Source organism: Acinetobacter sp. YK3 (assembly GCF_001729365.1).
Classification (GTDB): domain Bacteria; phylum Pseudomonadota; class Gammaproteobacteria; order Pseudomonadales; family Moraxellaceae; genus Acinetobacter; species Acinetobacter vivianii.
Genome location: NZ_LZPJ01000127.1, coordinates 1 through 25,235 on the forward strand (window position 1 = coordinate 1; position 25,235 = coordinate 25,235).

Here is a 25,235-nt window from a genome sequence, read left to right on the forward strand (position 1 = left end):
CACCGCTTCCGCCAAATATCTAAATAAGCCCTTGTTATTACAAGGGCTTATTTTTTGTCTGCAAAAATCCTTCAGTGTGATTCTTTTCAAATATCTCATAGCCTTGGCATAACAAAAAAAATGAATTCCATTTCGTGTTCGAATCGCTGTTGAGAGATATGTGTAATCCTGAAGATGTGCTGTTACAACATGTATAAATTGCTAGATTCTCCCATAAGATTGTTTCAGTATAGATCAAGGCATTCGACTTTACAGGACAATGATCATGGCAATAAGAAACCGTCGCTTTTTAAAATATCTTTCTGTTTTGGGTTTTGTAGTAAGTTCTGCTGTGGCTAGCGTGACTTTTGCCAGTTCGGAGCAGGCTTGGAAAAAGCATGATCAGGACATTAAATCGGCCTGTGTAAAAGCCAGCCAGCTTAAAAATGCCAAGCCAGCGAGTAATGTTATGTTGTTTGATGATCGCGTTGGATATTCAGCACTTCTGATTCAAGGTCAATATCCGCAAGCGCACATGAAAAATAAAATGGGTCAAGAGCTTTGTTTGTGGAATAAGACCACCAAGAAAGCCTATTTATCAGAAGCAGATATCAAAGTACATTGATATCGTTATGAAATGTATAAGAGTTTGTGTATAAAATAAAAATCATTGATTGATTTTTTGGGCGAAAAATAGCATTAAAACAATTAATTATTTTATTCATTTAACTTTTACTGCTCGACAAAATTCGAAAAACTTTTGTTTTTACTCATGCTTATTTTTTCTGATTTTCGCAATTTCAAGAAACAAGTCATCTTCTAATAATTCAAACAGTAGATTAGATGATCAACTTAGTCTGTTTTTCATAAGATTTGTGACTGTTAAAACGAGAATCAAAAAGCTTATTGTAGAATGTAGGGAAATGGATGGGCTTGGTTTATATTTCCTTTATTCATCTTAAATTAAAAACAACGGTTTCAACTTTTTGAAGGACACTTTATGTTTGTACTTGAGCCAAAGCATGTACATATGAATCTGCGTGCCAAGGATAAGGCAACAGCACTACAATGTTTAGTTAATATTCTGGTTGAAGATCAATTAACAACGGCTGAATATTTAACTGGCTTAGAGGCTCGTGAAGCACAGGGCGCAACCTATTTAGGCCAAGGAATCGCTATTCCTCATGGTACCCCTCAATCGCGTGAGTTTATTAAAGAAACAGGGATTCGACTTGCGCATTTTCCAGAAGGAGTGGTGTGGGATGGTGAACATAAAATTTATTTGGCTGTGGTAATTGCTGCAAAATCAGATGAGCATTTACAGGTTCTGCAAATCTTGACTCGTGCTTTAAATCATGATGTCAGTGTTCAGGTGCAAACGGCAACTACGCCTGAGCAAATTATTGATATTTTGCAAGTTCGTCCAGATTCTTTGGTTTTGCACGAAAATTTAATTCAGACACAGGCGCAGGTTGAAGATATTGATGATTTTTTCTGGGCAGCAACCAAGTTATTAAAACAACAAAAACTGGTTGAAGCGGGTTTCATTAGCCAGTTAGATCCTAAAAACCTGATTCAGATTCAGGATGCCATCTGGACGATTTCAGGGAAAAATTACGTTTTAGAAGCCGCCGTCAGTATTGTGAAATCCGATCAGATGCTGAATTTTGCACAGGGGCAAATACAAACTCTAATCTGTATTGCCCAGCATGAGCAACTTGATACCGTACAGTTGAATCATTTAATTGATCTTCTATTTCAGTCAAATATTCAACAGCAACTTCAATCTGAACAAAGTCGTCATGAAATAGCCAAGCTGATTGGTGCAGAAATTATTCCAGACTGGCCTTATCAACCTGTAGTGCTTGCCAATAAACATGGTTTGCATGCTCGTCCTGCCACACAACTGGTCAATATCAGTAAAACATTTAAAGGTGACATTCAGGTTGCGGTAGACGGTGGGCCTTATGTGTCTGCCAAAAGTCTGACCAAATTATTGGCTTTGGGCTGTCAATATGGACAGACTCTGACCTTTATTGCTGAGCCGAACACCGATGCCGTCGAAGGATTAACTGCGATTGTACAGGCCGTTAAAAATGGTTTGGGCGAAGAGGTTGAAGCGCTTGAGCAAACTGAAACAGTTTCACTTGTTCAGGCAGAAACTGCATGGGAAGAAATTCTTGAGACCGATTTGCCTGCGCAGGGAACTGCTGCATCTTCGGGGCTTGCCTTTGGCCCAGCGCATGTGATTAAACCGAAAAAGTTTCAATATGAACGTTTTGGACACAACGTTAAGGCAGAAAAAGAAAAACTAGAAATCGCTCTTTATAGTGTCAAAAACACTATTCACCAACTGATTCTAAAAACCGAAATTGATGAGATTAGACAAATCTTTAAGGCACATCTGGAAATGCTGGATGATCCAGATCTGATCCAGCAGGTACATCAAGGTTTAAATCAGAATCTAACGGCTGCTGCTGCATGGCATGACTATATTGAACAGGCTGCACAAACGCAGGCAGCGCTGAATGATCCGCTGCTGGCAGAACGTGCAGCCGATTTAAGAGATATTGGTGACAAGGTTTTAACTGTGCTGTGTGATGAAGTCATGCAGCTTGAACCTGAGCAACCTTATATTCTGGTGATGCATGATCTTGGGCCTGGGGATGTGGCACGGCTAGACAAAGACCGCGTTGCTGGGATATTAACAGTGGTTGGTGGTGCATCGGCACATAGTGCGATTGTGGCACGTGCATTGGGAATTCCTGCTGTTGTTGGTGCGGGTGAGCAGATTCTAAATATTGAGGCACAAACCACGGTATTGATTAACGGGGATACAGGCGCAATTGATATTGATCCAACGCCTGAGCAGATCGAACAAGCGATTCGCGAGCGTGAGCAACAGAAACTGCGACGTCAGGAAGCGGAACGCCATTGTCAGGAAGCAGCAGTGACTGTGGATCAGCATCAGGTCGAGATTGCAGCGAATATTGGTAAGATTCTGGATACCGCAAAAGCTGTCGATCATGGTGCAGAGGCGATTGGTTTATTGCGGACCGAACTGGTGTTTATGGCTCATCGTCAGGCGCCGAATGAAATTACACAGGAAAAAGAATACCGTCATGTGCTGGATACCCTTGCAGGGCGTCCATTGGTGGTACGGACACTGGATGTTGGTGGTGATAAACCTCTACCTTATTTACCGATTGCTGCCGAAGAAAATCCATTTCTTGGTTTACGCGGGATTCGACTGACCTTACGGAAACCGCAGCTATTGCGTCAACAATTGATTGCTCTAGTAAAAGCAGCGGATGGTCGTGCTTTACGGATTATGTTTCCAATGGTTGGGCGGATTGAAGAATGGCGGGCAGCCAAGCATATTCTGGATGAGGTTTTAGCCGAATATCCATGTGAAAATCTTCAAGTGGGGATCATGATTGAGGTGCCTTCAGCGGCCTTGCTGGCTCCATTATTAGCAAAAGAAGTGGATTTCTTCAGTATCGGCACCAACGATTTAACTCAATATACGCTGGCAATTGACCGTGGACATCCCATATTGTCTGCCGAAGCCGATGGTTTGCATCCAAGTATTTTATTATTGATTGATCAAGCCGTTCGGGCTGCGCATGCTCATCAGAAATGGGTAGGCGTGTGTGGAGAACTTGCCGCTGATCCAAAGGCTGTCCCGATCTTACTTGGATTGGGTGTCGATGAACTGAGTATGTCATCATCCAGCATTCCATTGGTGAAAGCACAAATTCGTACCTTGAATTATCAGAATTGCCAGCAGCTTGCTCAATGCGCTTTACAGTGTGAAAGTGCCACAGCAGTCCGTGATTTGGTGGAGTTGAAGCATGGCTAAAATTTTAACAATTACTTTAAATCCTGCAATTGATGTCACGCTGGAACTAGATCAATTGCGCTTGGGTGAGGTTAATCGCCAGCAACAGGTGCAATATCATGCTGCGGGTAAGGGACTCAATGTTGCACAAGTGCTGCATGATCTTGGGCATGACCTGATTGTGTCGGGATTTTTGGGGAAACAGAATCGAGCCTTGTTTGATCAGCATTTTCAAGCGATGCAGTTTGATAACCAATTTGTCTATGTTGAGGGCGAAACCCGTCAGAATATCAAGATTGCAGAACAGTCTGGACGAATGACTGATATTAATGCGAAAGGTTTTCTGGTGTCTGAACATGACAAAAAAGCATTCTTTGCGCGTATTGAGGCATGCTGCCAAAACGTTGATTATGTGGTGATTGCTGGGAGCCTTGCACAGGGCTTTAGCATAGATGATTTCAAGTTTTTAATTTCTATCTTACACAAACAGCAAAAGCACGTTGCAATTGATAGCAGTGGACAGGCGCTGGTTGCTGCGATTGAAATGAATCCATGGATGATTAAACCGAATACGGATGAGTTACAGGAAAGTTTTGGTGAGTCTGTAGAACAGTTTTCACAGCAAATTGCCTTGTTCCAGCGCTTAAATTGTCATATTGAACATATTGTCATTTCGATGGGCGAGGCAGGGGTTAACTGGATTAATCCCGCACAGGCGTTGCATGCCAGCCCGCCTAAAGTCACCGTAAAAAGTACCGTGGGTGCTGGCGACTCATTACTGGCAGGCATGGTGCATGGTCTGGTAAGTAGAATGACACCTGAGCAAACCCTAAAAACTGCTACGGCCATTGCCAGTCATGCGGTGAGTCAAATCGGCTTTCGTGTGCCTGAACATGAGCGATTGGAAGCGCTAAAACAACAAACCATGATCAACACTCTGGATAAGTCTGATGCAAACAATTAAATCTCTTTTATTTGTGATCAATTCGCAACAGTATGTCAATGCGTTGATTCTGGCAAAAAAACTGGCGCAGATTGCGAAACTGCAAGGCTATGACAGTGCGATCATTTCTGTGCAGGATGAGCTTCCTGAACAAGATTTTGATACGGTTGTGTTTATTGGGCAGACACCATCTCAACTTGAAGCTTTCAATGATTATGCTGTTGCAACCATTTCACTCCCACAAGCGATGGATGATGCCGAGCAGTCTTTGCAGGATGCTTTGAGTAATACCACGACGGTTGCACAATTGGCAACACAACCCATTGATCAGCATCAGGCACAGAATTTTGTTGCGGTGACGGCTTGTCCTACGGGTGTGGCACATACTTTTATGGCTGCGGAAGCATTACAGCAGGGTGCAGCCAAATTGGGTTATCGCATTCAGGTCGAAACACAAGGTTCAGTCGGCGCTAAAAATATCCTGACCGATGAGGCGATTGCTGCTGCGGACATTGTGATTTTAGCCACGGATATTGAGGTCAATACAGATCGCTTTGTCGGAAAACGTGTCTATCGTTGCGGGACAGGCTTTGCACTGAAACAAACTGATAAGGCTTTTGCAGAAGCAATGACGGAAGCCAAGGTCTTAGAATCGTCTAAACAAAATAGTCAAAAGATCAATCAAGATACCAATAAAGAAAAAACAGGTGTCTATAAACACCTTTTAACTGGCGTGTCGTTTATGTTGCCAATGGTGGTAGCGGGTGGTTTGCTCATCGCGCTATCCCTTTGTTTTGGACTGAATGCGGCTGAGGAGGCTGGAAGTCTGGCCGCTGTGTTAAAGCAAATTGGTGCGGCTGCTTTTAGTTTAATGGTACCGATGCTGGCTGGATATATTGCTTATTCAATCGCTGACCGTCCAGGCTTGGCACCAGGTTTGGTTGGTGGCCTTATCGCAACTCAATTAAATGCGGGCTTCTTGGGCGGGATCGTTGCTGGCTTTTTAGCAGGTTATATTGCCTTATTCCTTGCCAAAAAAATTAAGCTTCCAACCAGTCTGGAAGCCTTGAAGCCGATTTTAATTGTGCCCTTATTGGGAACATTATCGGTCGGTCTGATCATGTTCTATATCGTGGGACATCCTGTCGCGCAAATTTTTGAGATGATGAAAGATTTTCTCAACAATATGGGAACCACCAATGCCGTGCTGATGGGGATCGTACTGGCTTCAATGATGTGTATTGATTTAGGTGGCCCGATTAACAAAGCCGCTTATGCTTTTACAGTCGGTTTGTTGACCACCAATACCTATATGCCGATGGCTGCAACCATGGCTGGGGGAATGGTGCCTGCGATTGGGATGGCGATTGCAACTTTATTGGCTAAACAAAAGTTCAACCAAAGTGAGCGAGATGCAGGTAAGGCCGCATTTGTGCTGGGGCTATGCTTTATTTCTGAAGGGGCGATTCCATTTGCTGCCAAAGATCCGATTCGGGTCATTCCAGCTTGTATTGCAGGTGGGGCGGTGACTGGTGCATTGGTTGCATTGTTCCATTGTGAATTGGTAACACCGCATGGTGGGATCTTTGTGTTGCTGATTCCCAATGCGATTAGTCATGCTTGGCTCTATCTTGCAGCCATTGCGATTGGAAGCTGTATTACAGGTGTAATTTATGCGCTACTAAAACGCCGTGAAGTGGTTGAGGTACAGGCTGCCTAGGTGTTGCTTCCTATCCGTTAGAATATATAAGGTAGATTGTTGGGCACAATGATCTACCTTTTTTATTAAGAATTGCATTGTATTTGCGAGAGAAAGCGCTTTAGAAAAGCCAAATGAAGCTCACTTAACTTGGCTAAAATCATATTTACTTTAAGTTTTGATTAAAGAAACGAGTCATCTTATCAAACGGAATAATGTCAACACGGTCATACAGGTCAACATGATTGGCATTTGGAACTATATAGAGTTCTTTCGGTTGTGCTGCTGCTTCATACGCTGTTTCACTAAAATAGCGTGAATGGGCTTTTTCACCATGAATAAAAAGAATAGGGCGCGGTGAGATTTCTTTTATATACGTTAAAATTGGCATATTCATAAATGAAATTGGTGTCGTCACTGACCAGGCATTGCCAGAGTTGACTGCACGAGGATGATAGCCACGAGGCGTCATATAGTAATCATGATAATCGACTAGGAATTGGGCCTCGCCACCTTTTAATACATTATAAGGTGATTGAGAAGCTGGCTCGCCATTTTTTGCATCGATCCAACGTTGAGCACTGAGTTGTTCTAGGGTTTTGTTACGCTGTTCAGGTGTGACACTGTCATTATATCCTTTAGACATCACTCGGGTCATATCGTACATTGTGCTTGTAACAACGGCTTTGACACGTTTATCTACCGCAGTCGCATTGAGTGCTATACCGCCCCAACCACAGATGCCGATCATTCCGATACGATTTTGATCAACCTTAGGTTGCAGCCCGATAAAGTCTACCGCTGCACTAAAATCTTCGGTATTGATATCTGGAGAAGCAATATTACGTGGCTCACCACCACTTTCACCTGTATACGATGGATCAAATGCAAGCGTAATAAAACCGCGTTCCGCCATTGTTTGTGCATAGAGTCCAGAAGATTGTTCTTTTACAGCTCCAAATGGACCACCAACCACGATCGCTGGAAGTTTAGCTTTAGCATGTTTAGGGATATACAGATCAGCAGCGAGAGTGATGCCATAACGGTTTTTAAAAGTCACTTTCTGATGCTCGACTTTGTTACTTTGCACAAAAGTCTTGTCCCATTTGGTGTTTAGTTTTAATTCCTCATTGGCCAATGCGCCTTGGTTCATAGCTAACGCTCCAATACTCAGGCTAAGAATAGCAAAAGATTTTTTAATAAAATTGTGTGATGTCGCAGGTGCTTCAGAAGACATTGGGTTCATTCCTGTTATTTTGAATCGATTGAGATCGTGATCTTAAAGGGCTTATTGCCTGAAAATACTTTTGGCAAAGTCTCAAATTGGCCCAGATAAATGAGATTGTTGGCAACACCATCGAAGTCTTTGTAAAAGATCGCGAGATTGCCCCAAGGGGCGTAGTAGGCAATATCGCCGGCTTTGGCTGGGTGTCCCTTTGGTGCTCCCTGTGAGGTCAGTTTTTCGGGCAGATAGGCAATTTTTTCTGTTGCTGCGTAATCAGTCAGTTCTAAAGTAAGAGGAAGCTGTCTGATAAAGTCCCGTGTAGTTGGTGAATCTTTTAAACGAACAAATTCTGGCTGAGCTAAGCCTTCAATATCAAAACGAATATTCATACTGGAAACCTTTTGTGAAGCAGCTTGTTCTGCATTGGTTTTTGCTTCTGTAGATGCAGTGATCCCAAGTGTCAGGACAAGCAGAGCAACGCCACCAATAACCGGAAAGTCAGGTTTAATTTCTTGCATCATGTTGTTTTCCCAATCAGGTGGCAGTTAACGTTTTAAACGTCAGCATGAACCAAATTTGTCTGCTGAAATGATTTGTTCATCAGTATAAAGGCGAAGATGACCAAGGATTAGCCCCTAAAAACGGTATAGTCCTATGAATCTCATTCATAAATTCAGGGTTGAAATAATTTTTATTCTGAAGAAATTGCTTTATTGAATCCTAATTGATGAATTAGGCTCATAACTCTATTCGTGGAAAGGTACTTATTCAGGTGATGCGGTATCTTTATCATGGCTGTCTGATTTTTATAGAGAGAGCCTATGACATCTCAATCTTCCGAGATAGAGCAGCAGCCCGCATACTGGAGTGGCGTATTTGCCATGACCTTGTGTGTATTTGCATTGATCGCCTCCGAATTTATGCCCGTCAGTTTATTAACTCCGATTGCCAAAGATTTAAGTGTTACGGAAGGCTTGGCTGGATATGGTATTGCGATTTCAGGTGCATTTGCGGTTATCACCAGTCTATCGATTTCACGTCTAGCAGGCAGCATCAATCGTAAAATCTTACTGCTTGCCTTGACCGCATTAATGGCAGTTTCAGGAGCGGTGGTTGTACTTGCTCCCAATTATTGGTTCTACATGTTTGGTCGGGCTTTAATTGGTGTAGTTGTGGGGGGCTTTTGGTCGATGTCGGCAGAAACAGCGATTCGTCTTGTACCGAACAGCCAAGTGCCGAGAGCCTTGGCAATTTTTAACAGTGGTAATGCCTTGGCAACGGTAGTGGCACCACCTCTGGGAAGCTATTTGGGGGCAATGATTGGCTGGCGTGGTGCATTCTTTTGTTTGGTACCTGTTGCGATACTTGCTTTTATCTGGCAATGGATCAGCCTTCCCTCATTAAAAAACAAAGCTTCTACTTCCAGCTCATCAGCAGGGATACTTCATCTGTTGCGGCAGCCCATTGTCTTGGTTGGCATGCTAGCAACGGGTCTGCTGTTTATGGGGCAGTTCTCGCTGTATACCTATATCCGTCCATTTCTGGAAACGGTGACGCAGACCAATGTATCTACATTATCTTTTACCCTGTTCGTGATAGGGGTTATGGGCTTTGTCGGTACGCTGTTAATTGGTTTTGCATTAAAACGTCATTTCTACGGAACTTTAATTGCTATTCCACTTCTCATGGCAGCCATTGCTTTCACATTAATTGGCTTTGGAACATGGACCGTTTTGGTCATCGTGATGCTAGGGCTATGGGGCCTGCTTGGAACATCCGCACCTGTGGGATGGTGGAGCTGGATTGCCCAGACTTTCCCGAATAATGCAGAAGCAGGCGGGGGATTATTCGTCGCCATTGTTCAGCTATGTATCGCATTGGGTTCAACTGTTGGTGGTCTATTATTTGATCATAGTGGCTATCAGACAACTTTTGCGATGAGTGCAATTCTTTTAATTATTTCTGCTGCTTTAACAATTTGGGTTTCACGTTTGAAAGCGGCATAACAATTGATATCTTAAGGAGTTATTTATGCAGTATTCTTATTTGGGGCGTACTGGATTAAAAGTTAGCCGTATTACTTTAGGAACAATGAATTTCGGTGAGTTAACTGATCAAGCCACCAGTTTTAAAATCATGGATGAGGCGATAGAGAAAGGAATTAATTTCTTTGATACCGCAGATGTGTATGGTGGACCACAATCACCCGATATGGAAAAGGGTTTTGGGACATCGGAGGAAATTATTGGTCGCTGGTTAGCTCAAGGCGGGCGTAGAGATAAAATTGTTTTGGCAACCAAAGCGTATCAACCGATGGATACAGGCCCAAATGATCGAAGATTATCTGCGTATCACATCAAACGTGCTTGTGAAGCCAGTTTGAAGCGCTTAAAAACAGATCATATTGATCTCTATCAAATGCATCATATTGACCGAAATACACCATGGGAAGAAATCTGGCAGGCCATGGAGCAGTTGATCCGTGAGGGTAAAATTACTTATGTGGGTAGTAGTAATTTCGCTGGTTGGGACATCGCCACTGCTCAATGTACGGCCAATGCTCGTCATCAGCTCGGTTTAGTATCAGAGCAAAGTCTGTATAACCTGACCCAACGTAGTATTGAACTGGAAGTGATCCCGGCATTACGACATTATGGTATTGGTTTAATTCCATGGAGTCCGATAGGTATGGGCACATTAGGTGGGGTTTTTGATGAGCTTCCACAAGGTAGTCGTAGAGCAACCCCAGCACTACAACAGAGAATCCAAGCACTGCGCCCACAACTTGAAGCTTATGAAGTTCTGTGTGCTGAACTAGGCCAAAGCCCTGCATTGGTCGCTTTGGCTTGGTTATTACATCAACCTGCTGTGACTTCCGTGATTAGTGGCGTTCGTACCGTAGAGCAGTTACAGGAAAATATCAAAGCATTGGATATACAGCTTTCAGTAGAAACAATGGCAAAACTTGATGAGATCTGGCCGCCTTGTGGAGAAGCACCGCAGGCCTATGCTTGGTAACAATTGCTCTGTTAGATACTGGTCTAACGGGGCATTTTTTATTTTAATGGACATGATTCATAAGCAAAAGAACAGAAGGTCTGTGTGTAAAAATTAATAGAGTTATGCGTGTATTTTATGAATAATAGATTCAATATAAAGTCCAGAATGAGTGGGCGATACATATACTGAAAAAATGAATTTGATGAGGAAACAGCCTTGATTAGCAGAGAAAATTATAACGATTTACATGCTTTTCTAATGGTAACAAGAGAAGGAAGCTTTACCAAGGCGGCGGGCAAACTTGGGGTTTCTCAATCTGCCCTGAGTCATACGATTCGGGGTTTAGAGGAGCGATTGGGAATATTATTGTTAAACAGGACGACACGGAGTGTTTCACCCACAGAAGCTGGGGAACGTTTAAGACAAACCATTAGTGCCAGCTTTGACCAGATTGACAATGAATTGACATTACTCAATACGTTTCGGGATACACCCGCAGGTAGAGTGAGAATCAATGCCAGCAGCCATGCTATACAACATATCCTGATTCCAAAACTGGCAAAAATTGCGCATCTTTATCCAGATGTTGAAGTAGAGTTCAGTGCCAATAATGGGATGGTCGATATTGTGGCGGAGCACTTTGATGCTGGAGTGAGATTTGGTAGTCGTGTCGCTGATGGTATGGTGGCCGTTCGTATTGGCGAAGATGTTAAAATGGCTGTGGTTGCAACACCTGAATATTTCCAGCAACATGGAATGCCTCAAACCCCAAAAGATCTAGACCAGCATCAATGTATTGGTTTTAGATTAATGACCCAAGGTGGAATCTACGCTTGGGAATTTGAAAAAGAAAAACAGGAATTTAAAGTTAAGATTAATCCGCAATGGGTATTTAATGAAAGTTTTGATATTGCCCAAGCTGTGAAGGCGGGTATGGGACTGGCCTATATTCCAAAAGACATGGTAGAAAAAGAAATTCAGCAGGGTGATTTAGTTCAGGTCCTGGAGGAATATAGTATCCAGTTTTCAGGTTACCATCTTTATTATCCTCACCGCAGACAACAATCTTCTGCATTCAGGCTTGTGATTGATTTACTGAGAATCTAATCAGATCAATAAAATTAACTGACTTCGTATAGCTACTTTAATATCTCCTAATTTTTTACCCTCTATTTTATTCACCTTATATTTATTGTTATGATATAACATATCTTTATTTGTTTTTTGATTTTATGTCTGCTTTATCTCAACGTTTACAAGCGATTGATGCGCTCAGAGGGTTGGTGATTCTTATCATGATGGTTGATCATGTACGGGAAACATTCTACTTACATCATCAAGTCCCAGATCCGATGGTTATTTCTGAAACAGAAGGATCACTATTTTTTAGCCGAGTATTGGCCCATCTTTGTGCCCCTGTTTTTGTGGTACTTACGGGTTTATCTGCTTATCTCTATCAAGCCAAGAACAATAGTCTTGCGATGACGCGCGAATTTTTATTGAAGCGTGGTTTATTTTTAATTGGGCTAGAACTGCTGATTGTCAATTTCGCATGGACAGGCCAGTTCCCACCTGATGTAATTTATTTACAAGTCATTTGGGCAATTGGTTTTAGTATGATTGCCTTGGCATTATTGGTTGGCTTGCCGCAAAAATTGTTGTGGGGCATCAGTTTGCTGATCATTTTTGGGCATAATTTAATGGACAATATTTCATTTGCACAGGGTTCTGTCATGAATGGGATATGGTTGGTCTTACATGAGCGGGGCTGGATAAACTTTGGAGATGTGCTACGGGTCAGAACATCGTATCCCGTCTTGCCCTGGATTGGCGTGATTACTTTAGGTTATTGTCTTGGCAACATTGTTTTTGGCAAACCGAAAACGACTCAGCAAAAGAATCGTATGCTCATCACTTTTGGTTTGATTGGCATTGCTTTATTTCTCGTGTTAAGGGCGCTTAACATTTACGGTGACCAACCTTGGGAAATGATGCCAACGTGGAGTGAAACTGTGATGAGTTTTCTCAACCTGACCAAATATCCACCTTCATTATTTTTCATTTTATGGAATGTCGGTATCGGACTTATTGTTCTGGTCTTACTCCAGAAGGTTGAAACCAAAAACTGGGTTAAGCCTTTAATCATATTTGGCTCTGTACCCATGTTCTTCTACATCGTGCATTTATTTGTGCTTAAAGCGTTATATGTCATTGCTGTAGGGATTTGGGGACATAATTATGGAGATTATTATGGCGTGGATCACATGGCTACAGTGTGGGGAATTGCGGTCATTTTAAGCATTCTTTTATATCCAGCGATGCTGAAATTCTCCTCCTTTAAACACCGCAATAAGCATATTCCTTTGCTTAAATATTTTTAGTTTTTTGAAAAATAGATTCCTCAATCATCTTTAGATCAACTTGGATTAAACATTTGAATATTAAAAACCTCTTAGCCAGCTAAGAGGTTTTTAATTGTTTTATTGCAACTTATCCTGTGTTTTGGTTTCAAAGTCGCTGGCATCATGCCGCTCATGTAGTTGGCTAGCTAAATCGCCAAAAGTGCGATTTACCATACGCCCACGTTGTACCGCAGGACGTGCCAAAATGGCATCGGCCCAACGTTGCACATGTTTATATTGATTGACGCTTAAAAACTCATCCGCATTATAAACCCAGCCTTTTACAACGCTGCCATACCATGGAAAAGCTGCAATATCGGCGATACTATATTCATTACCCGCGAGGTATTCGTGCTTTGCCAGATGTTGGTCTAATACGTCCAGTAAACGTTTAGTCTCCATCGCAAAACGGTTAATGGCATATTCGATTTTTACTGGCGCGTAAGCATAAAAATGTCCTAAACCACCACCAATATAAGGCGCGCTGCCCATTTGCCAAAATAACCAGTTCAAACATTCGGTACGTGTAGCAATGTCAGTGGGAATGAAGGCCCTAAATTTTTCAGCTAAGTAGAGCAAAATTGAACCTGATTCAAACACTCTAAGTGGTGGGTTTTGGCTATGATCTACCAAGGCGGGAATTTTAGAATTTGGGTTAATTTCAACAAAGCCACTACCAAATTGTTGGCCTTCACCAATTTTAATTAACCACGCATCGTATTCAGCTTCTGTATGTCCCAATGCCAGTAATTCCTCAAGCAGAATCGTTACTTTTTGCCCATTAGGCGTGGCAAGCGAATATAACTGGAGTGGATGTTGTCCAACAGGTAATTGCTGCTCATAGCGACTCCCTGAAGTTGGCTGATTTAAATCGGTTTTGTCTCCAGTCCATTGCCAGACTTTGGGTGGGATGTAGTTTGAGTCATTCATTATTATTTGCCATGTCACGAATCGATTGATTCAGTGTAGGTCAGCCAATCCAAGATTGGGTAGTTTTTTTGTGGCAAAGCTTTAACTGATTTTGAATAAATAATACGGCTCTGTTATTCACCAGCTTTTGAATGAATCACCTGAAAGTGTTGATCAATCACGTTAAGCCAAGCCTGTACTGCAGGAGAAACAGGCAGATTCTTTTTCCATGCCATAGCGAGATGCCACTGAATGTTTGGCTTTTCGAGCGGAATAGCTGCAAATAATTCAGGATCAAGCATGTCGGTATAATACTGTGGTAATAGGGCAATCCCCATACGTTGTAGCACCATATCTGCCAATAAATTCCATTGACTGGTACGGCAAGCAATGCTTGGGTAGAAACCATGTTGTTGGCATGCATCCAGAATAATCCGATTGAGCGAGAAATTTTCAGGAAACATTAAAAAGGATTGATGTTGTAATTCTTCCAGATTGATTTTCTTGCGTGTGGCCCATGTCGCATCTCGCCGTAATAGCACCATCAACGGATAATCACACAATTCGATGCTATTAAAGATTTGCTGATCGAAAGGGTGTAACAACACACCCACATCCAGTTCATTATTCAGTAAGGCCTGTTCAATCCCTTTGGACCCGACTTCAAGAAAGGAAAGTTCGATCTCTGGCCATTGTTGATGATAATCAAACAGGGCAGTTGTCAGCAGTTGAGAGCCTAAAGGTGGAACGCCCAACTTTAAAGTGCCTGTTTTTAATTGCTGGTAGTTTTCAATTTCTAGAAAAATATTTTGTTCTGCTTGCAAAAGTTCGAGTGCATGTTGATAGATGCGCTGGCCAATTTCCGTCAGTTCAACCTGTCTCTTGCGGCCATGTTCTGGCTTTACCAACAACTGTACTTGTAGTTGTTGCTCAAGCTGCTGCAAGATTTTACTGATGGTCGGTTGCGTCAGATAGAGCTGTTCTGCGGTACGGGTAAAGCTTTGGGTTTTGACCAAAGTGACAAAGCATTGCAGTGATTTGAATGAAAGCATCATGAATAAGATATTATTCCATTTTTGCATAATTTTAACATGAATAATTCATATTATGCCAATAGTACTGGGATAACATAATGATGTAGTTCACCATCTTATTTGTTGTCATGAGCACTGATTCCGTTTCTGAAACGTCTTCCCCAAACAGCTTCTTCACATTGGTCAAACAGATTTTAATTCTGGCGGCTTTTTGGGGTGTGGGATATTTTCTACACCAACATTTAGGTGTCCCGATCTCCGCAGGGATTTTAGGCATGTTGCTGCTGCTAATCTGTCTATTCCTAAAGATTATTAAAATGGATCAGGTGGCGATGGGCGCTTCGGTTGTCCTCGGTGAATTATTGCTGTTTTTTGTGCCTGTGGTTGTTGCCGTGGTTCAGTACAAAACCCTGTTTATGACCGAAGGCTGGCAGATTGTACTGAGTATTGCGCTAGGGACGATCTTGGTGATGTTGAGCACCTGCCTGACCATTCATTATTACAATCGTCTCAAAAGCTATTTGCAAACACGTAAACCTTTCCAGCATAAGCATATCTAAAGGCATTTCACATGAATATCTGGTCAATCCTGTGTCTGATCTGGACTTTGGTCGCCTATGTGGTTGCAAAACGCCTCTATCAGAAACATCCTAAATTATGGCTTTCACCTGCGATTAGCGTGCCAGTGCTCACGATTATATTAATGACGATTTTTGGTATTTCTTATCAGACCTACGCCCAAGATACGCAATGGATCGTCAATTTACTTGGACCCGCAACGGTTGCCTTTGCTGTACCCATTTACCGTTATCGCGCTACTATTCGTAAAAATATCGGTGTTTTATCCATCGCGATTGTTGTTGGCATGAGTGTCGGGGTGATGTCGGCTTATGAGATGGCACAACTCTTTCATTTCAGCCCAGAAGTCACCAACAGTTTGATGGCACGTTCTATCTCAACACCTTTTGCGATGATTCTAGCCGAAGATATTCATGGTTCAGCAGCATTGGTGTCGCTATTTACCGTGATTACTGGATTGGTTGGGATGATTTGTGGGGATGCAATTTTAGCATTCACCAAAATTCGTTCTGCTGTGGCAAATGGTGCTGCATTCGGTAATGCTGCTCATGGCTTTGGCACAGCGAGAGCCCAACAACGGAATAATGAAGAAGGCGTGATTGCCAGCTTAACCATGGTGATTGCAGGTATTTTGATGGTGCTGGTTGGGCCATTTGCCATTCATTTGTGGTTATTACTCTAACCACCTCGTTGACTGGGTTTAGATAGAACGATGGATAACAGAAATTATGAGAACTGATTCATAAGTTCGTCATAACCACATGAAATAATCTTTTTTATGAACTACATTTCTTCAATGATATATAGAAAAGTTTTATGACTAATGAGCTGTTTATTAATTTTGAGAAGTCAAAGATCATAGAAAACAATGAGCATGGTTTATTGGAAGGGTATCACTTCTATTTGTTCATGGATGATCGGACTGATGAATATATTAGTCGATTGAATTACATCAAAAAAAATATTCCTGAATCCGAGTATTTATCTTATGGCGCTATAAATATAGACCAATTGATCATGAAGTTAGCAGTATTATATAAATGCAGAAGAATGAGCTGACCTTTCAGGTCAAGCTATGAAACATAGTCAGACGATGGCTAGTCATCCTTAAATGTCTCGTTTAAGGCTTGTTGTACTGCATCGACTCTGGATTTACAGGCTTTGTACGCCGTCATTGACTCTTCGACGATTTTCATCAAATTATCAATGTCAGGTTGTTCTTGTGCTTCGAGCAGTTCGGCATTCTTTTTTAATAAGGCATAACCGTCTTTAAAACTTAATTCTTTCTTCGTCATGATCAATCACCTCGGTAAGCTGGGCATGGATATAGCCATCTTGCATTTCAATAGATAGGGATGAACTCGCTTGATGGATTGAGCGAATCGCTTTATTTTCATTGCGGACAATGCCATAACCCTTAGCCAGTACATTTCTCGGGTTTTGCAACAAGGTTTCCCGCATTAATGTTTCGATTTGAGTTGAAGCTGTTTTCAGCTGTTGCTTGGCAAAATATTGCAGTGTTGATCTGGCAACTTGAAGCTGCAAATAGCTGGTACTGATTTGATTTTCAGACTGTGACTTGATGCGACTGATCAATTGGTCATTCTGGCTTTGATAAGCAGTAATCTGATGTTGAGACAGCAATTTAATGGTTTGAAAATGTTCCATTACTTCTACAGAACGCTCTGAAATCAGATTACGAATACCTGCAATCACCTTACTTGGCGTATCGAAAGAACGATGCGCAATTTCATCTAAAATAGTCCGATCTTTTTCATGTCCAATCCCGACCCAAATCGGCACTTTGCGTTTACACAGCAGGGCAGCAAGATCATAGTCATTTAAATACGCCAAATCGTTGACTGCACCGCCACCTCGAATGATTACGATCAGGTCAGGTGGAAAATTGTAGTCTGCTGCCCATTGACGTAGCCCTGCGCTTAGCGATTCCATAATGCTGTGCGCAGCGGTATTTCCCTGAAAAGTCGCGTTGTGATAGACAAAATCACAGACACCAGCTTGATGTAATGCATCGGCATCCTTCTTAAAGTCACCTAATCCAGCCGCATTTTCGGGCGCAATCACCAATACATGCTCAATATCAAACGGCGTAGGGAGAGATTTATTCAGTGGAAGCAAACCCTCACTGCCGAGTCGTGCAAGGATCTGCTGATAACGTTTGGCAATATCACCGAGGGTAAAACTTGAGTCGATATCTTCAATATTGACAGAGAAGCCGTATTGAGGATCGAAGCGGGCTTTAATTTTAATCAGTACATTCAAATCTCTGGACAGCTCAATGCCACTTTCACGCTCGAACTTCAGCACGATTTTTGAAGCCGTGAACTTCCAGATGGTGGCTTTACAACTTGCGATGACTTTGTCTGTGTCTTGTTCTTTTTCAGCCAGTTCAAGGTAGTAATGCCCACCTTTGATACTCAGATTCCGAATCTCGGCTTTTACCCAAACAGGTTCGTCAAAGGTCAGGCGAATGATTTCCTGTACCGTTGCTAGATAATCGCTCAGAGAGAGTTGCGGTTCAGACATTGGATCAGACGATGGATAGGATAGGGCTATAGTAGCAAATGGATTAACCTGATAACAAATAAGGCCTATCTTGTTTTTATTTATTTTTGTTGAGTGATAACGCATCCCCAGTTTTTATAGAGTGCTGTAGATGCGTATTGTGAGGCAGATATTTAGAGGGATTTATTCCATTTCAAGAATTTAAATAATCCGAACATAAACATGATCCAGACTGGAATTAAAATCACCGATTCCTTAAAGCCTTGCGTCCACATGATGTATAAGATCATCACGATAAATGCCAAAACCAGATAATTACTAAATGGTGAAAACAGTGCAGGGAACTTTACAGTTTGACCTTGTTGTTGAACGGCACGCTTAAACTTTAAATGGGTAAAGCTAATAATCGCCCAGTTTAAAACCAAAGCAGCAACGGCCATATACATCAAATGACTTAAGGCTTGTTCTGGCACAAAATAATTCAGTAATACACAGCCAAAAATCAAAATCGAAGAAAAAATCACCGCAGGCATCGGGACACCTTGCTTACTGACTTTTGCAAAAACTTTTGGGGCATTGCCTTGTACAGCCAACCCGTAGAGCATACGGCTATTGGCATACATGCCGCTGTTATACACAGAGAGTGCCGCCGTTAGAATAATAAAATTGAGTAAATGCGCTGCCCAATCAATCCCGAGTTGACTAAAAATCATCACAAATGGGCTTTTATCCAGACCACCCAAATCCAGTTGATTCCATGGAATCAGTGACATGATGATAGCCAGTGAAGCCACGTAGAAAATCAGAATCCGAAAGATCACTTGATTGATGGCTTGCGGAATGCTTTTCTCAGGATTTTCTGCTTCAGCAGCAGTCATACCGATTAATTCAATGCCGCCAAAAGCAAACATTAAAAAGGCCAGCATATAAAATAGGCCTGAGAAACCATGCGGAAAAAATCCGCCGTGTTGCCATAAGTTGGTAAAGCTTGCAGTCGAATCCGCACCAGTAGTCAGCAATAGATACAAACCGAACAGGATCATTGAAATGACAGCAACAACCTTAATAATGGCTAACCAGAACTCTGATTCACCATAAAACTTCACATTGCCTAGATTTAAGCAGGTCACAACAACGAAGAAAAATAAAGTCGATATCCACGCAGGAATATGTGGCCACCAATAATGAATATATTTGGCAATGGCTGTCAGCTCAGTCATTGCCACTAGAATATAGACGACCCAATAATTCCAACCCGATAAAAAGCCAGCAAATCTTCCCCAATATTTTTGTGAAAAATAACTAAAAGAGCCTGCAACAGGTTCTTCTACAATCATTTCACCCATTTGTCGCATGATGAGAAATGCGATGAGACCAACGATGGCATAGCCCAAAATAATCGAAGGGCCAGCAGACTGGATCACTTGAGCAGAACCTAGAAATAGTCCAGTACCCACCGCACCGCCCATAGCGATCAGGTGGATATGACGATTTTTAAGCCCACGTTTTAATTGGGGAGAGGAATTACTCAAAATACGCTGCGCTGAACAAAAAGAAGTGATTGTAATGGATCACGAGGAGATCGACTAGTTTGAAAATTGGATTATGATCAAGAGGCAAAATATAATGATGAGATTGCTGATAAGGGGATGCTTTATCTTTATATAGTTGGATTTAATGAAAAATAACCTTTAGGCTATCAATGGACAGAATTTGAATGTAATTCTATTGCTGATTTCTATCTTCGTAGTTTAATCAAAAGATCAATTCAGGATACCCATCCAAAGATTTATGAAAAAATTACAGAAGAGCTATTTGTTGAGCAAATCAGGTTTGATGGGCTATCTTCACAGCAATTTATGGATATTGTATTTGCTATTAGAACAGCAATAAGCTCAAATGAATTATCAGAAACGTAAAGGCAAGGCGCAAAAAATTGGGATACGGCAATTGAACCGCTTGTTATGGTGGATGAAAGATATCATCTTTATTTTAAGATAAAATAAAGTCTTATACACAGCATTGGTTTTGATTCTAAAAGTTGAAAATAGAAATGGTTATGCCAAGCCTGTATTGCGTTTGGAGAATAAAGTTATTTAGATGAGCTAAAATAAGAGGTGAATGAAAACGATTATGAACTCAGATTTAAATGAAAAAGATTCTCCTTTTTCTATTGTTTTAAAAGGTTTTTCAACTTTTGGGCTGATTTTTGTTTTTTCTGGTTTTTATTTAGGGCTTTCTATTGAACTATATAGCTTTTCTGGACTTAATGTAGATAATGTTGCTCTAGTTGTTTGGTATATAACATATTTTCATGTCGCATATTTGCTTGGTTTTTGTATATTGAAGCAAGTGTATATACGTAATAAAGATAATATTTGTTTTGATAAAGTTAGAGTTTTAATTTACTTTTTGTTGGTTGCTTATTATTTTTTAATATTTCTTCGATATTATTTTTTTGATATGAAACATGACTTATATGGTTTTAGGTTTATGTTGGGTTTTATATATCCTTTTTGGATACTAACGCCATTATTTTTTTCTAATTTTAAGACTAAATTTAATGTGTACTTATGTATTTTTCTTTGCATAGCAGAAATTATATTTTGGTTCTTGTTTTTTAAAACAGGTGGTTCTGATTTCTATAAAAGACCAACTTTTGTTAGTGTAATGATTAGTTCACTTATATTTACGCTAACCTTTCCGAGGTATCTAACATGGTTACAAAAAATAGATGTTGATAAATGGGTCGCTCCACTTTTTTTAAAACAAGAGAGAATTATCTCTAAGATGTTATCTTGGATAGCAATGGTACTAGGTAGTCTATTTATGTTTCTGTTCTATTTGTGCTTTTAATTTAATGGTTAAATCTGTAAATTCTGGGAAAATTACCAGAATTTTTTATAAACTGAATTGAGATATAGCTCATCATCCAAATTTCAGCAAAGCTTAGCAAATAATAATATTTTATGTGAATTTTCAACCAGATTAGACTCATCCAAAGATAAATAACAACAATGTATTTATCAAAAGAATCAATTTTTCATTCGGATGTTTTCTTTGGATTGGCAGTATATACACAGTGTGCTGCCGCAGTTTTATGCGGCCATGCTTATGACCTTAAAAATCTCCAGTATTGGTATCGTACTCTCTATTCTGCTTGGACTCATCTGTAGTGTGATCAGTACCTATCAGATTCGGATACTCAATAAAATCGTCAAAATCTATATCGAGGTTTCCCGCAATACACCGTTGCTTATTCAGCTCTTTTTTCTTTACTACGGTTTACCCAAGATCGGGATCAAACTGGATGGTTTTACCTGTGGTGTGATTGGTCTGACTTTTCTTGGGGGCAGTTATATGGCAGAAGCTTTCCGAGCAGGTTTGCAGTCCGTTGCCCAAGGGCAGATTGATTCGGCCCGAAGTGTGGGGCTCAACGCCGTGCAAGTCTTTCAATATGTGGTGTTTCCTCAAGCGTTATCACTGTCTATTCCTGCGATTGGCGCAAACTGCCTATTTCTGATTAAAGAAAGCTCGATCTTGAGTGCCATTGCAGTGGTGGAATTGTTGTTTGTGACCAAAGACCTGATTGGCATGGATTACAAAACCACGGAAGCTTTATTTCTATTAATCATGGCCTATCTGATTATCTTGTTACCTGTATCTGCTTTAACAAGTTATCTGGAATACCGCAGTCGGAAGGTGAGCCATGGGACTTGAGTATTTATTTCAACCGAGCCATATCGAACGTTTACTGTATGGCTTATTGCAAACCATCGAAATTGCCTTTCTGTCCGTATTTTTATCTGCCATTTTCGGGACAATTTTTGGGGTGATCATGACCTCAAAAAATATGCTGATTAAAATTATTTGCCGTTTTTATTTAGAAACCATTCGGATTGTGCCGATTCTCGTCCTTTTATTTGTCTTTTATTTCGGTTTTGCAACTTGGTTTAACTGGCAGTTGTCATCGTTTTGGGTGTGTATTTTTGTATTTACCTTATGGGGAACTGCGGAAATGGGCGATCTGGTTCGTGCCTCGATTACTTCAATTGATCAGCATCAACGGGATTCTGCCTATGCCATAGGTTTAAATCATGTACAGGCTTTGACTTATGTGATTTTCCCGCAAAGTTTAAAACGGGTGACACCTGGGGCATTGAATTTGTTTACCCGCATGATCAAAACCAGTTCATTGGCGGTACTGATCGGGATGGTGGAAGTCCTGAAAGTCGGGCAGCAGATTATTGAAAATTCATTATTAACCGTCCCAAGTGCCTCGCTGTGGATTTACGGTTTCATCTTTATTCTTTATTTCCTGATTTGTTATCCATTATCGCTTTTAGCAGCGCATTTAGAAAAAGTGTGGGAGAACGCATGACTTTGTTATCGATACAACATGTGCAGAAATTTTATAAACAAAGTCATATCTTGCATGGCATTGATCTGGAGGTACAACAAGGGGAAGTGGTGGTGATTTTGGGGCCATCGGGTTGTGGAAAAAGTACTTTGCTGCGCTGTATCAATGGGCTGGAACCGATTCAGGAGGGAGAGATTCATCTCAAAGGTATTGGAAGATTAGGACAAGATTTGCCGTGGGATAGCGTACGTCAGCAGATCGGAATGGTGTTCCAGAACTATGAATTATTCAAGCATATGAATGTGATTGATAACATTTTGCTTGGTCCTCTAAAAGCACAGAAACGCCAGCGTGCAGAAGTGGAACAACTGGCAGATCAGCTATTGCAGCGAGTAGGTTTGCTTGATCGTAAATATGATTATCCATCCAATTTATCAGGCGGTCAGAAACAACGGATTGCAATTGTCCGTGCATTGGTCATGAAACCGAAAGTGATATTACTGGATGAGATAACCGCAGCTTTAGATCCTGAAATGGTACGGGAAGTACTGGATGTGGTGCTGAAACTGGCACAGGAAGGCATGACCATGCTCATCGTCACCCATGAAATGGGCTTTGCACGTAAAGTGGCAGACCGCATTATTTTTATGGATAAGGGCAGGATTATCGAGCAAAGCGAGCCAGAGGCATTTTTTCAGCATCCGCAGACGGAAAGAGCCAAAACCTTTTTAAATATTTTGAATTATTAAAATGAAAATGGGGACTTTATGAGATTGAATTTAGCAGTTAGGCAACATCACCATTCTTCAAAAACAAAAATGTTTGGTCTGGGCATCATTTGTGTAGCGATGGCAGGCGTGTTGACGGGCTGTAATCAACCAGCATCTTCTGAACCTAAAAACACAGCACAAGATACTTCACTAGAACAGATACGGAAGAATGGTGTATTGCGGGTTGGTGTATTTGCGGACAATCCACCGTTTGGCTATGTCGATAGTGCGGGCAAAAATCAAGGATTTGATGTAGCGCTGGCTAAGCGTGTCACTCAAGATTTACTTGGTGATGAAAATAAAATCCAGTTTGTGATTGCGGAAGCTGCCAATCGGGTTGAGTTTCTAAAGTCAGGAAAAGTTGATGTGGTTTTTGCCAGCTTTTCGGTGACGCCAGAACGGCAACAGGTGGTTGATTTTTCCGAGCCTTATTTAAAAGCTTCCTTGGGGATTGTCTCTCCAAAAGCCAAAGCCATTACCGATGTTAAAAGTCTTGAAGGCAGGACTTTAATTGTAAATAAGGGCTCAAGCTCGGAGATTTATTTCAGTAAAAACTATCCCAAAATTAATTTATTGAAATTTGGACAAAATACCGATGCCTTCAATGCACTGATTGATGGTCGGGGGGATGCCATTTCCCAAGACAGTACCTATGCACTGGCATGGGCAGCCAAGAATCCAAATTATGTGGCGGGTATCCCACAAATTGGCAATCAAGATTTTATCGCAGCAGGCGTGAAGAAGGGCAATACCCAATTATTGCACTGGCTCAATGATGAAATTAAACAGCTCAGAACGACAGGTGAAGTTCAAAAGATTTATGACCAAACCTTGAAGCCGATTTATGGCGAAAAAGTGAATCCGAATATCTTTCTGGATGTCGATATTCCCAAGCAATAACACAATTTAAAACGTTAAAAATAGGTGAACTTATGCAAACAATAACATTTTCAAATATTCAAAAATTACTGCTGGCTTCTGTACTAAGTTTAGGGCTGACGGCTTGTAATAAGAATCCACAATCCACTGAAAAGAACACGGACTCTACCACACAGGTCTCCAGCATTGAACAGATCAAGAAAAACGGTGTGGTGCGTATTGGTGTATTTAGCGACAAGCCGCCGTTTGGTTATCTGGATGCTCAAGGTAAAAATCAGGGCTTTGATGTTGAAATTGCCAAACACGTTGCCAAAGATTTATTGGGTGATGAAAATAAAGTTCAGTTTGTTCTGACTGAAGCGGCCAATCGTGTCGAATATCTGAAAGCCAACAAAGTCGATATTATTTTTGCCAATTTCACGGTGACCCCTGAACGTGAACAGGTGGTGGATTTTGCCAAACCCTATTTGAAGGTTGCTTTGGGTGTGGTGTCTCCTAAGAATAAACCGATTACCGATATTGCCCAGTTAAAGGATCAGATTTTATTGGTAAATAAGGGCACCACAGCAGATTCTTTCTTTAGCAAGCAACATCCTGAAATTAAGTTGCAAAAGTATGAGCAGAATACGGAAACCTTTGATGCTTTAAAAGATGGTCGAGGCACTGCTTTGGCGCATGATAATTTATTGGTGTTGGCGTGGGCAAAAGAAAATCCAAATTACACCGTCGGCATTACCAATTTAGGTGAGCAAGATTTAATTGCACCTGCAGTGCAAAAGGGCAATAAAGAATTGCTGGATTGGTTAAATCAGGATTTAGACAAATTGGCTAAAGAGGGCGTCATTCATCAAGCTTATGAAAAAACCTTAAAACCTGTTTATGGTGCTGGTATTCCTGCTAAAGATTTGATTGTTGAATGATTTAAATTACCTTCAATATTATAAAAGTATATGTTTTAAGTGTTTATATATTAAGTACCATTTTTCTGGTAAATAATTTAAAATGCTCTGGCTTTTTTGCTGGGGCTTTTCTTTAATATTTTATTCTTCAGTATGAAGGGATAATCTTATTTTATAAAGCTGTCCTATT

General features: G+C 41.1%; 23 protein-coding genes. 16 read left to right on the plus strand and 7 right to left on the minus strand.

Annotated features, from left to right (window positions below):
• The first annotated feature begins 265 nt into the window (after positions 1 to 265).
• The 4 genes from A9Z07_RS15220 to A9Z07_RS15235 all read left to right on the plus strand — a co-directional run bounded on the left by A9Z07_RS15220 (position 266) and on the right by A9Z07_RS15235 (position 6,483).
• The gene (locus A9Z07_RS15220) at positions 266 to 604 is read left to right on the plus strand and encodes a hypothetical protein (RefSeq protein ID WP_069579727.1); all 339 of its coding nucleotides are present in this window, start codon (positions 266 to 268) and stop codon (positions 602 to 604) included.
• A gap of 375 nt (positions 605 to 979) precedes the next feature.
• A complete protein-coding gene (gene ptsP, locus A9Z07_RS15225; RefSeq protein WP_069579728.1) occupies positions 980 to 3,841 on the plus strand; it encodes a phosphoenolpyruvate--protein phosphotransferase in 2,862 nt (953 codons plus the stop codon).
• Positions 3,834 to 4,784 carry a 1-phosphofructokinase gene (pfkB, locus tag A9Z07_RS15230; protein ID WP_069579729.1) on the plus strand — a complete coding sequence of 317 codons (951 nt, stop codon included), beginning with the start codon at positions 3,834 to 3,836 and terminating at the stop codon, positions 4,782 to 4,784. The genes ptsP and pfkB overlap by 8 nt, the downstream gene beginning before the upstream one ends.
• Positions 4,771 to 6,483 carry a fructose-specific PTS transporter subunit EIIC gene (locus A9Z07_RS15235; protein ID WP_069579730.1) on the plus strand — a complete coding sequence of 571 codons (1,713 nt, stop codon included), beginning with the start codon at positions 4,771 to 4,773 and terminating at the stop codon, positions 6,481 to 6,483. Before pfkB ends, A9Z07_RS15235 begins: the two co-directional genes overlap by 14 nt.
• A gap of 145 nt (positions 6,484 to 6,628) precedes the next feature.
• Here A9Z07_RS15235 and A9Z07_RS15240 read toward each other — a convergent pair whose 3' ends face one another.
• Both A9Z07_RS15240 and A9Z07_RS15245 read right to left on the minus strand, forming a co-directional pair.
• Complete coding sequence (locus A9Z07_RS15240) at positions 6,629 to 7,699, minus strand: alpha/beta hydrolase (protein ID WP_069579731.1); 1,071 nt, start codon at positions 7,697 to 7,699, stop codon at positions 6,629 to 6,631.
• Between the two features lie 14 nt (positions 7,700 to 7,713).
• Positions 7,714 to 8,208, minus strand: a complete 495-nt coding sequence (locus tag A9Z07_RS15245) for a cyclophilin-like fold protein (RefSeq protein ID WP_069579732.1) — start codon at positions 8,206 to 8,208, stop codon at positions 7,714 to 7,716.
• 300 nt (positions 8,209 to 8,508) lie between these two features.
• Here A9Z07_RS15245 and A9Z07_RS15250 point away from each other — a divergent pair, with 300 nt between their 5' ends.
• The 4 genes from A9Z07_RS15250 to A9Z07_RS15265 all read left to right on the plus strand — a co-directional run bounded on the left by A9Z07_RS15250 (position 8,509) and on the right by A9Z07_RS15265 (position 13,068).
• A complete protein-coding gene (locus tag A9Z07_RS15250; protein ID WP_069579733.1) occupies positions 8,509 to 9,693 on the plus strand; it encodes an MFS transporter in 1,185 nt (394 codons plus the stop codon).
• Positions 9,694 to 9,718: 25 nt separating this feature from the next.
• Positions 9,719 to 10,705 carry an aldo/keto reductase gene (locus tag A9Z07_RS15255; RefSeq protein WP_069579734.1) on the plus strand — a complete coding sequence of 329 codons (987 nt, stop codon included), beginning with the start codon at positions 9,719 to 9,721 and terminating at the stop codon, positions 10,703 to 10,705.
• A gap of 198 nt (positions 10,706 to 10,903) precedes the next feature.
• Entirely contained in the window at positions 10,904 to 11,794 is an 891-nt protein-coding gene (locus tag A9Z07_RS15260) for a LysR family transcriptional regulator (RefSeq protein ID WP_069579735.1), read from the plus strand.
• 125 nt (positions 11,795 to 11,919) lie between these two features.
• On the plus strand, positions 11,920 to 13,068 hold the full coding sequence (locus A9Z07_RS15265; RefSeq protein ID WP_069579736.1) for a DUF1624 domain-containing protein: 1,149 nt from the start codon (positions 11,920 to 11,922) through the stop codon (positions 13,066 to 13,068).
• A gap of 99 nt (positions 13,069 to 13,167) precedes the next feature.
• Here the strand turns inward: A9Z07_RS15265 and yghU are convergent, their stop codons facing one another.
• Both yghU and A9Z07_RS15275 read right to left on the minus strand, forming a co-directional pair.
• Entirely contained in the window at positions 13,168 to 14,019 is an 852-nt protein-coding gene (yghU, locus tag A9Z07_RS15270; protein WP_069579737.1) for a glutathione-dependent disulfide-bond oxidoreductase, read from the minus strand.
• A gap of 113 nt (positions 14,020 to 14,132) precedes the next feature.
• Positions 14,133 to 15,050, minus strand: coding sequence for a LysR family transcriptional regulator (locus A9Z07_RS15275; RefSeq protein WP_123774940.1), 918 nt, complete (start codon positions 15,048 to 15,050; stop codon positions 14,133 to 14,135).
• Positions 15,051 to 15,160: 110 nt separating this feature from the next.
• On the opposite strand from A9Z07_RS15275, the gene A9Z07_RS15280 reads away from it, so the two are divergent.
• Together A9Z07_RS15280 and A9Z07_RS15285 are read left to right on the plus strand one after the other, a co-directional pair.
• Positions 15,161 to 15,592, plus strand: a complete 432-nt coding sequence (locus A9Z07_RS15280; protein WP_069579739.1) for a CidA/LrgA family protein — start codon at positions 15,161 to 15,163, stop codon at positions 15,590 to 15,592.
• Positions 15,593 to 15,603: 11 nt separating this feature from the next.
• On the plus strand, positions 15,604 to 16,293 hold the full coding sequence (locus A9Z07_RS15285; protein WP_004772938.1) for an LrgB family protein: 690 nt from the start codon (positions 15,604 to 15,606) through the stop codon (positions 16,291 to 16,293).
• Positions 16,294 to 16,708: 415 nt separating this feature from the next.
• On the opposite strand, the gene xseB is transcribed toward A9Z07_RS15285, so the two are convergent.
• The 3 genes from xseB to A9Z07_RS15305 all read right to left on the minus strand — a co-directional run bounded on the left by xseB (position 16,709) and on the right by A9Z07_RS15305 (position 19,669).
• Positions 16,709 to 16,906: an exodeoxyribonuclease VII small subunit gene (gene xseB / locus A9Z07_RS15295; protein ID WP_004772936.1), complete on the minus strand. Its 198-nt coding sequence runs from the start codon at positions 16,904 to 16,906 to the stop codon at positions 16,709 to 16,711.
• Positions 16,881 to 18,158, minus strand: a complete 1,278-nt coding sequence (xseA, locus tag A9Z07_RS15300) for an exodeoxyribonuclease VII large subunit (RefSeq protein WP_069579741.1) — start codon at positions 18,156 to 18,158, stop codon at positions 16,881 to 16,883. The genes xseB and xseA overlap by 26 nt, the downstream gene beginning before the upstream one ends.
• Positions 18,159 to 18,310: 152 nt before the next feature.
• Positions 18,311 to 19,669, minus strand: a complete 1,359-nt coding sequence (locus tag A9Z07_RS15305; protein ID WP_081406441.1) for an amino acid permease — start codon at positions 19,667 to 19,669, stop codon at positions 18,311 to 18,313.
• A 601-nt stretch (positions 19,670 to 20,270) separates the two neighbouring features.
• Between A9Z07_RS15305 and A9Z07_RS15310 the strand changes: the two genes are divergently transcribed.
• The 6 genes from A9Z07_RS15310 to A9Z07_RS15335 all read left to right on the plus strand — a co-directional run bounded on the left by A9Z07_RS15310 (position 20,271) and on the right by A9Z07_RS15335 (position 25,066).
• Positions 20,271 to 20,993 (plus strand): hypothetical protein, encoded by a 723-nt coding sequence (locus tag A9Z07_RS15310; RefSeq protein ID WP_227516944.1) that lies wholly within the window; start codon positions 20,271 to 20,273, stop codon positions 20,991 to 20,993.
• 204 nt (positions 20,994 to 21,197) lie between these two features.
• Positions 21,198 to 21,857, plus strand: coding sequence for an amino acid ABC transporter permease (locus tag A9Z07_RS15315; protein ID WP_069579748.1), 660 nt, complete (start codon positions 21,198 to 21,200; stop codon positions 21,855 to 21,857).
• A complete protein-coding gene (locus tag A9Z07_RS15320; RefSeq protein ID WP_069579744.1) occupies positions 21,847 to 22,518 on the plus strand; it encodes an amino acid ABC transporter permease in 672 nt (223 codons plus the stop codon). The genes A9Z07_RS15315 and A9Z07_RS15320 overlap by 11 nt, the downstream gene beginning before the upstream one ends.
• A complete protein-coding gene (locus tag A9Z07_RS15325; RefSeq protein ID WP_069579745.1) occupies positions 22,515 to 23,246 on the plus strand; it encodes an amino acid ABC transporter ATP-binding protein in 732 nt (243 codons plus the stop codon). The genes A9Z07_RS15320 and A9Z07_RS15325 overlap by 4 nt, the downstream gene beginning before the upstream one ends.
• An 18-nt stretch (positions 23,247 to 23,264) precedes the next feature.
• Entirely contained in the window at positions 23,265 to 24,167 is a 903-nt protein-coding gene (locus A9Z07_RS15330; RefSeq protein ID WP_069579746.1) for a transporter substrate-binding domain-containing protein, read from the plus strand.
• Between the two features lie 32 nt (positions 24,168 to 24,199).
• Complete coding sequence (locus A9Z07_RS15335) at positions 24,200 to 25,066, plus strand: cysteine ABC transporter substrate-binding protein (protein ID WP_069579747.1); 867 nt, start codon at positions 24,200 to 24,202, stop codon at positions 25,064 to 25,066.
• Positions 25,067 to 25,235: the final 169 nt, after the last annotated feature.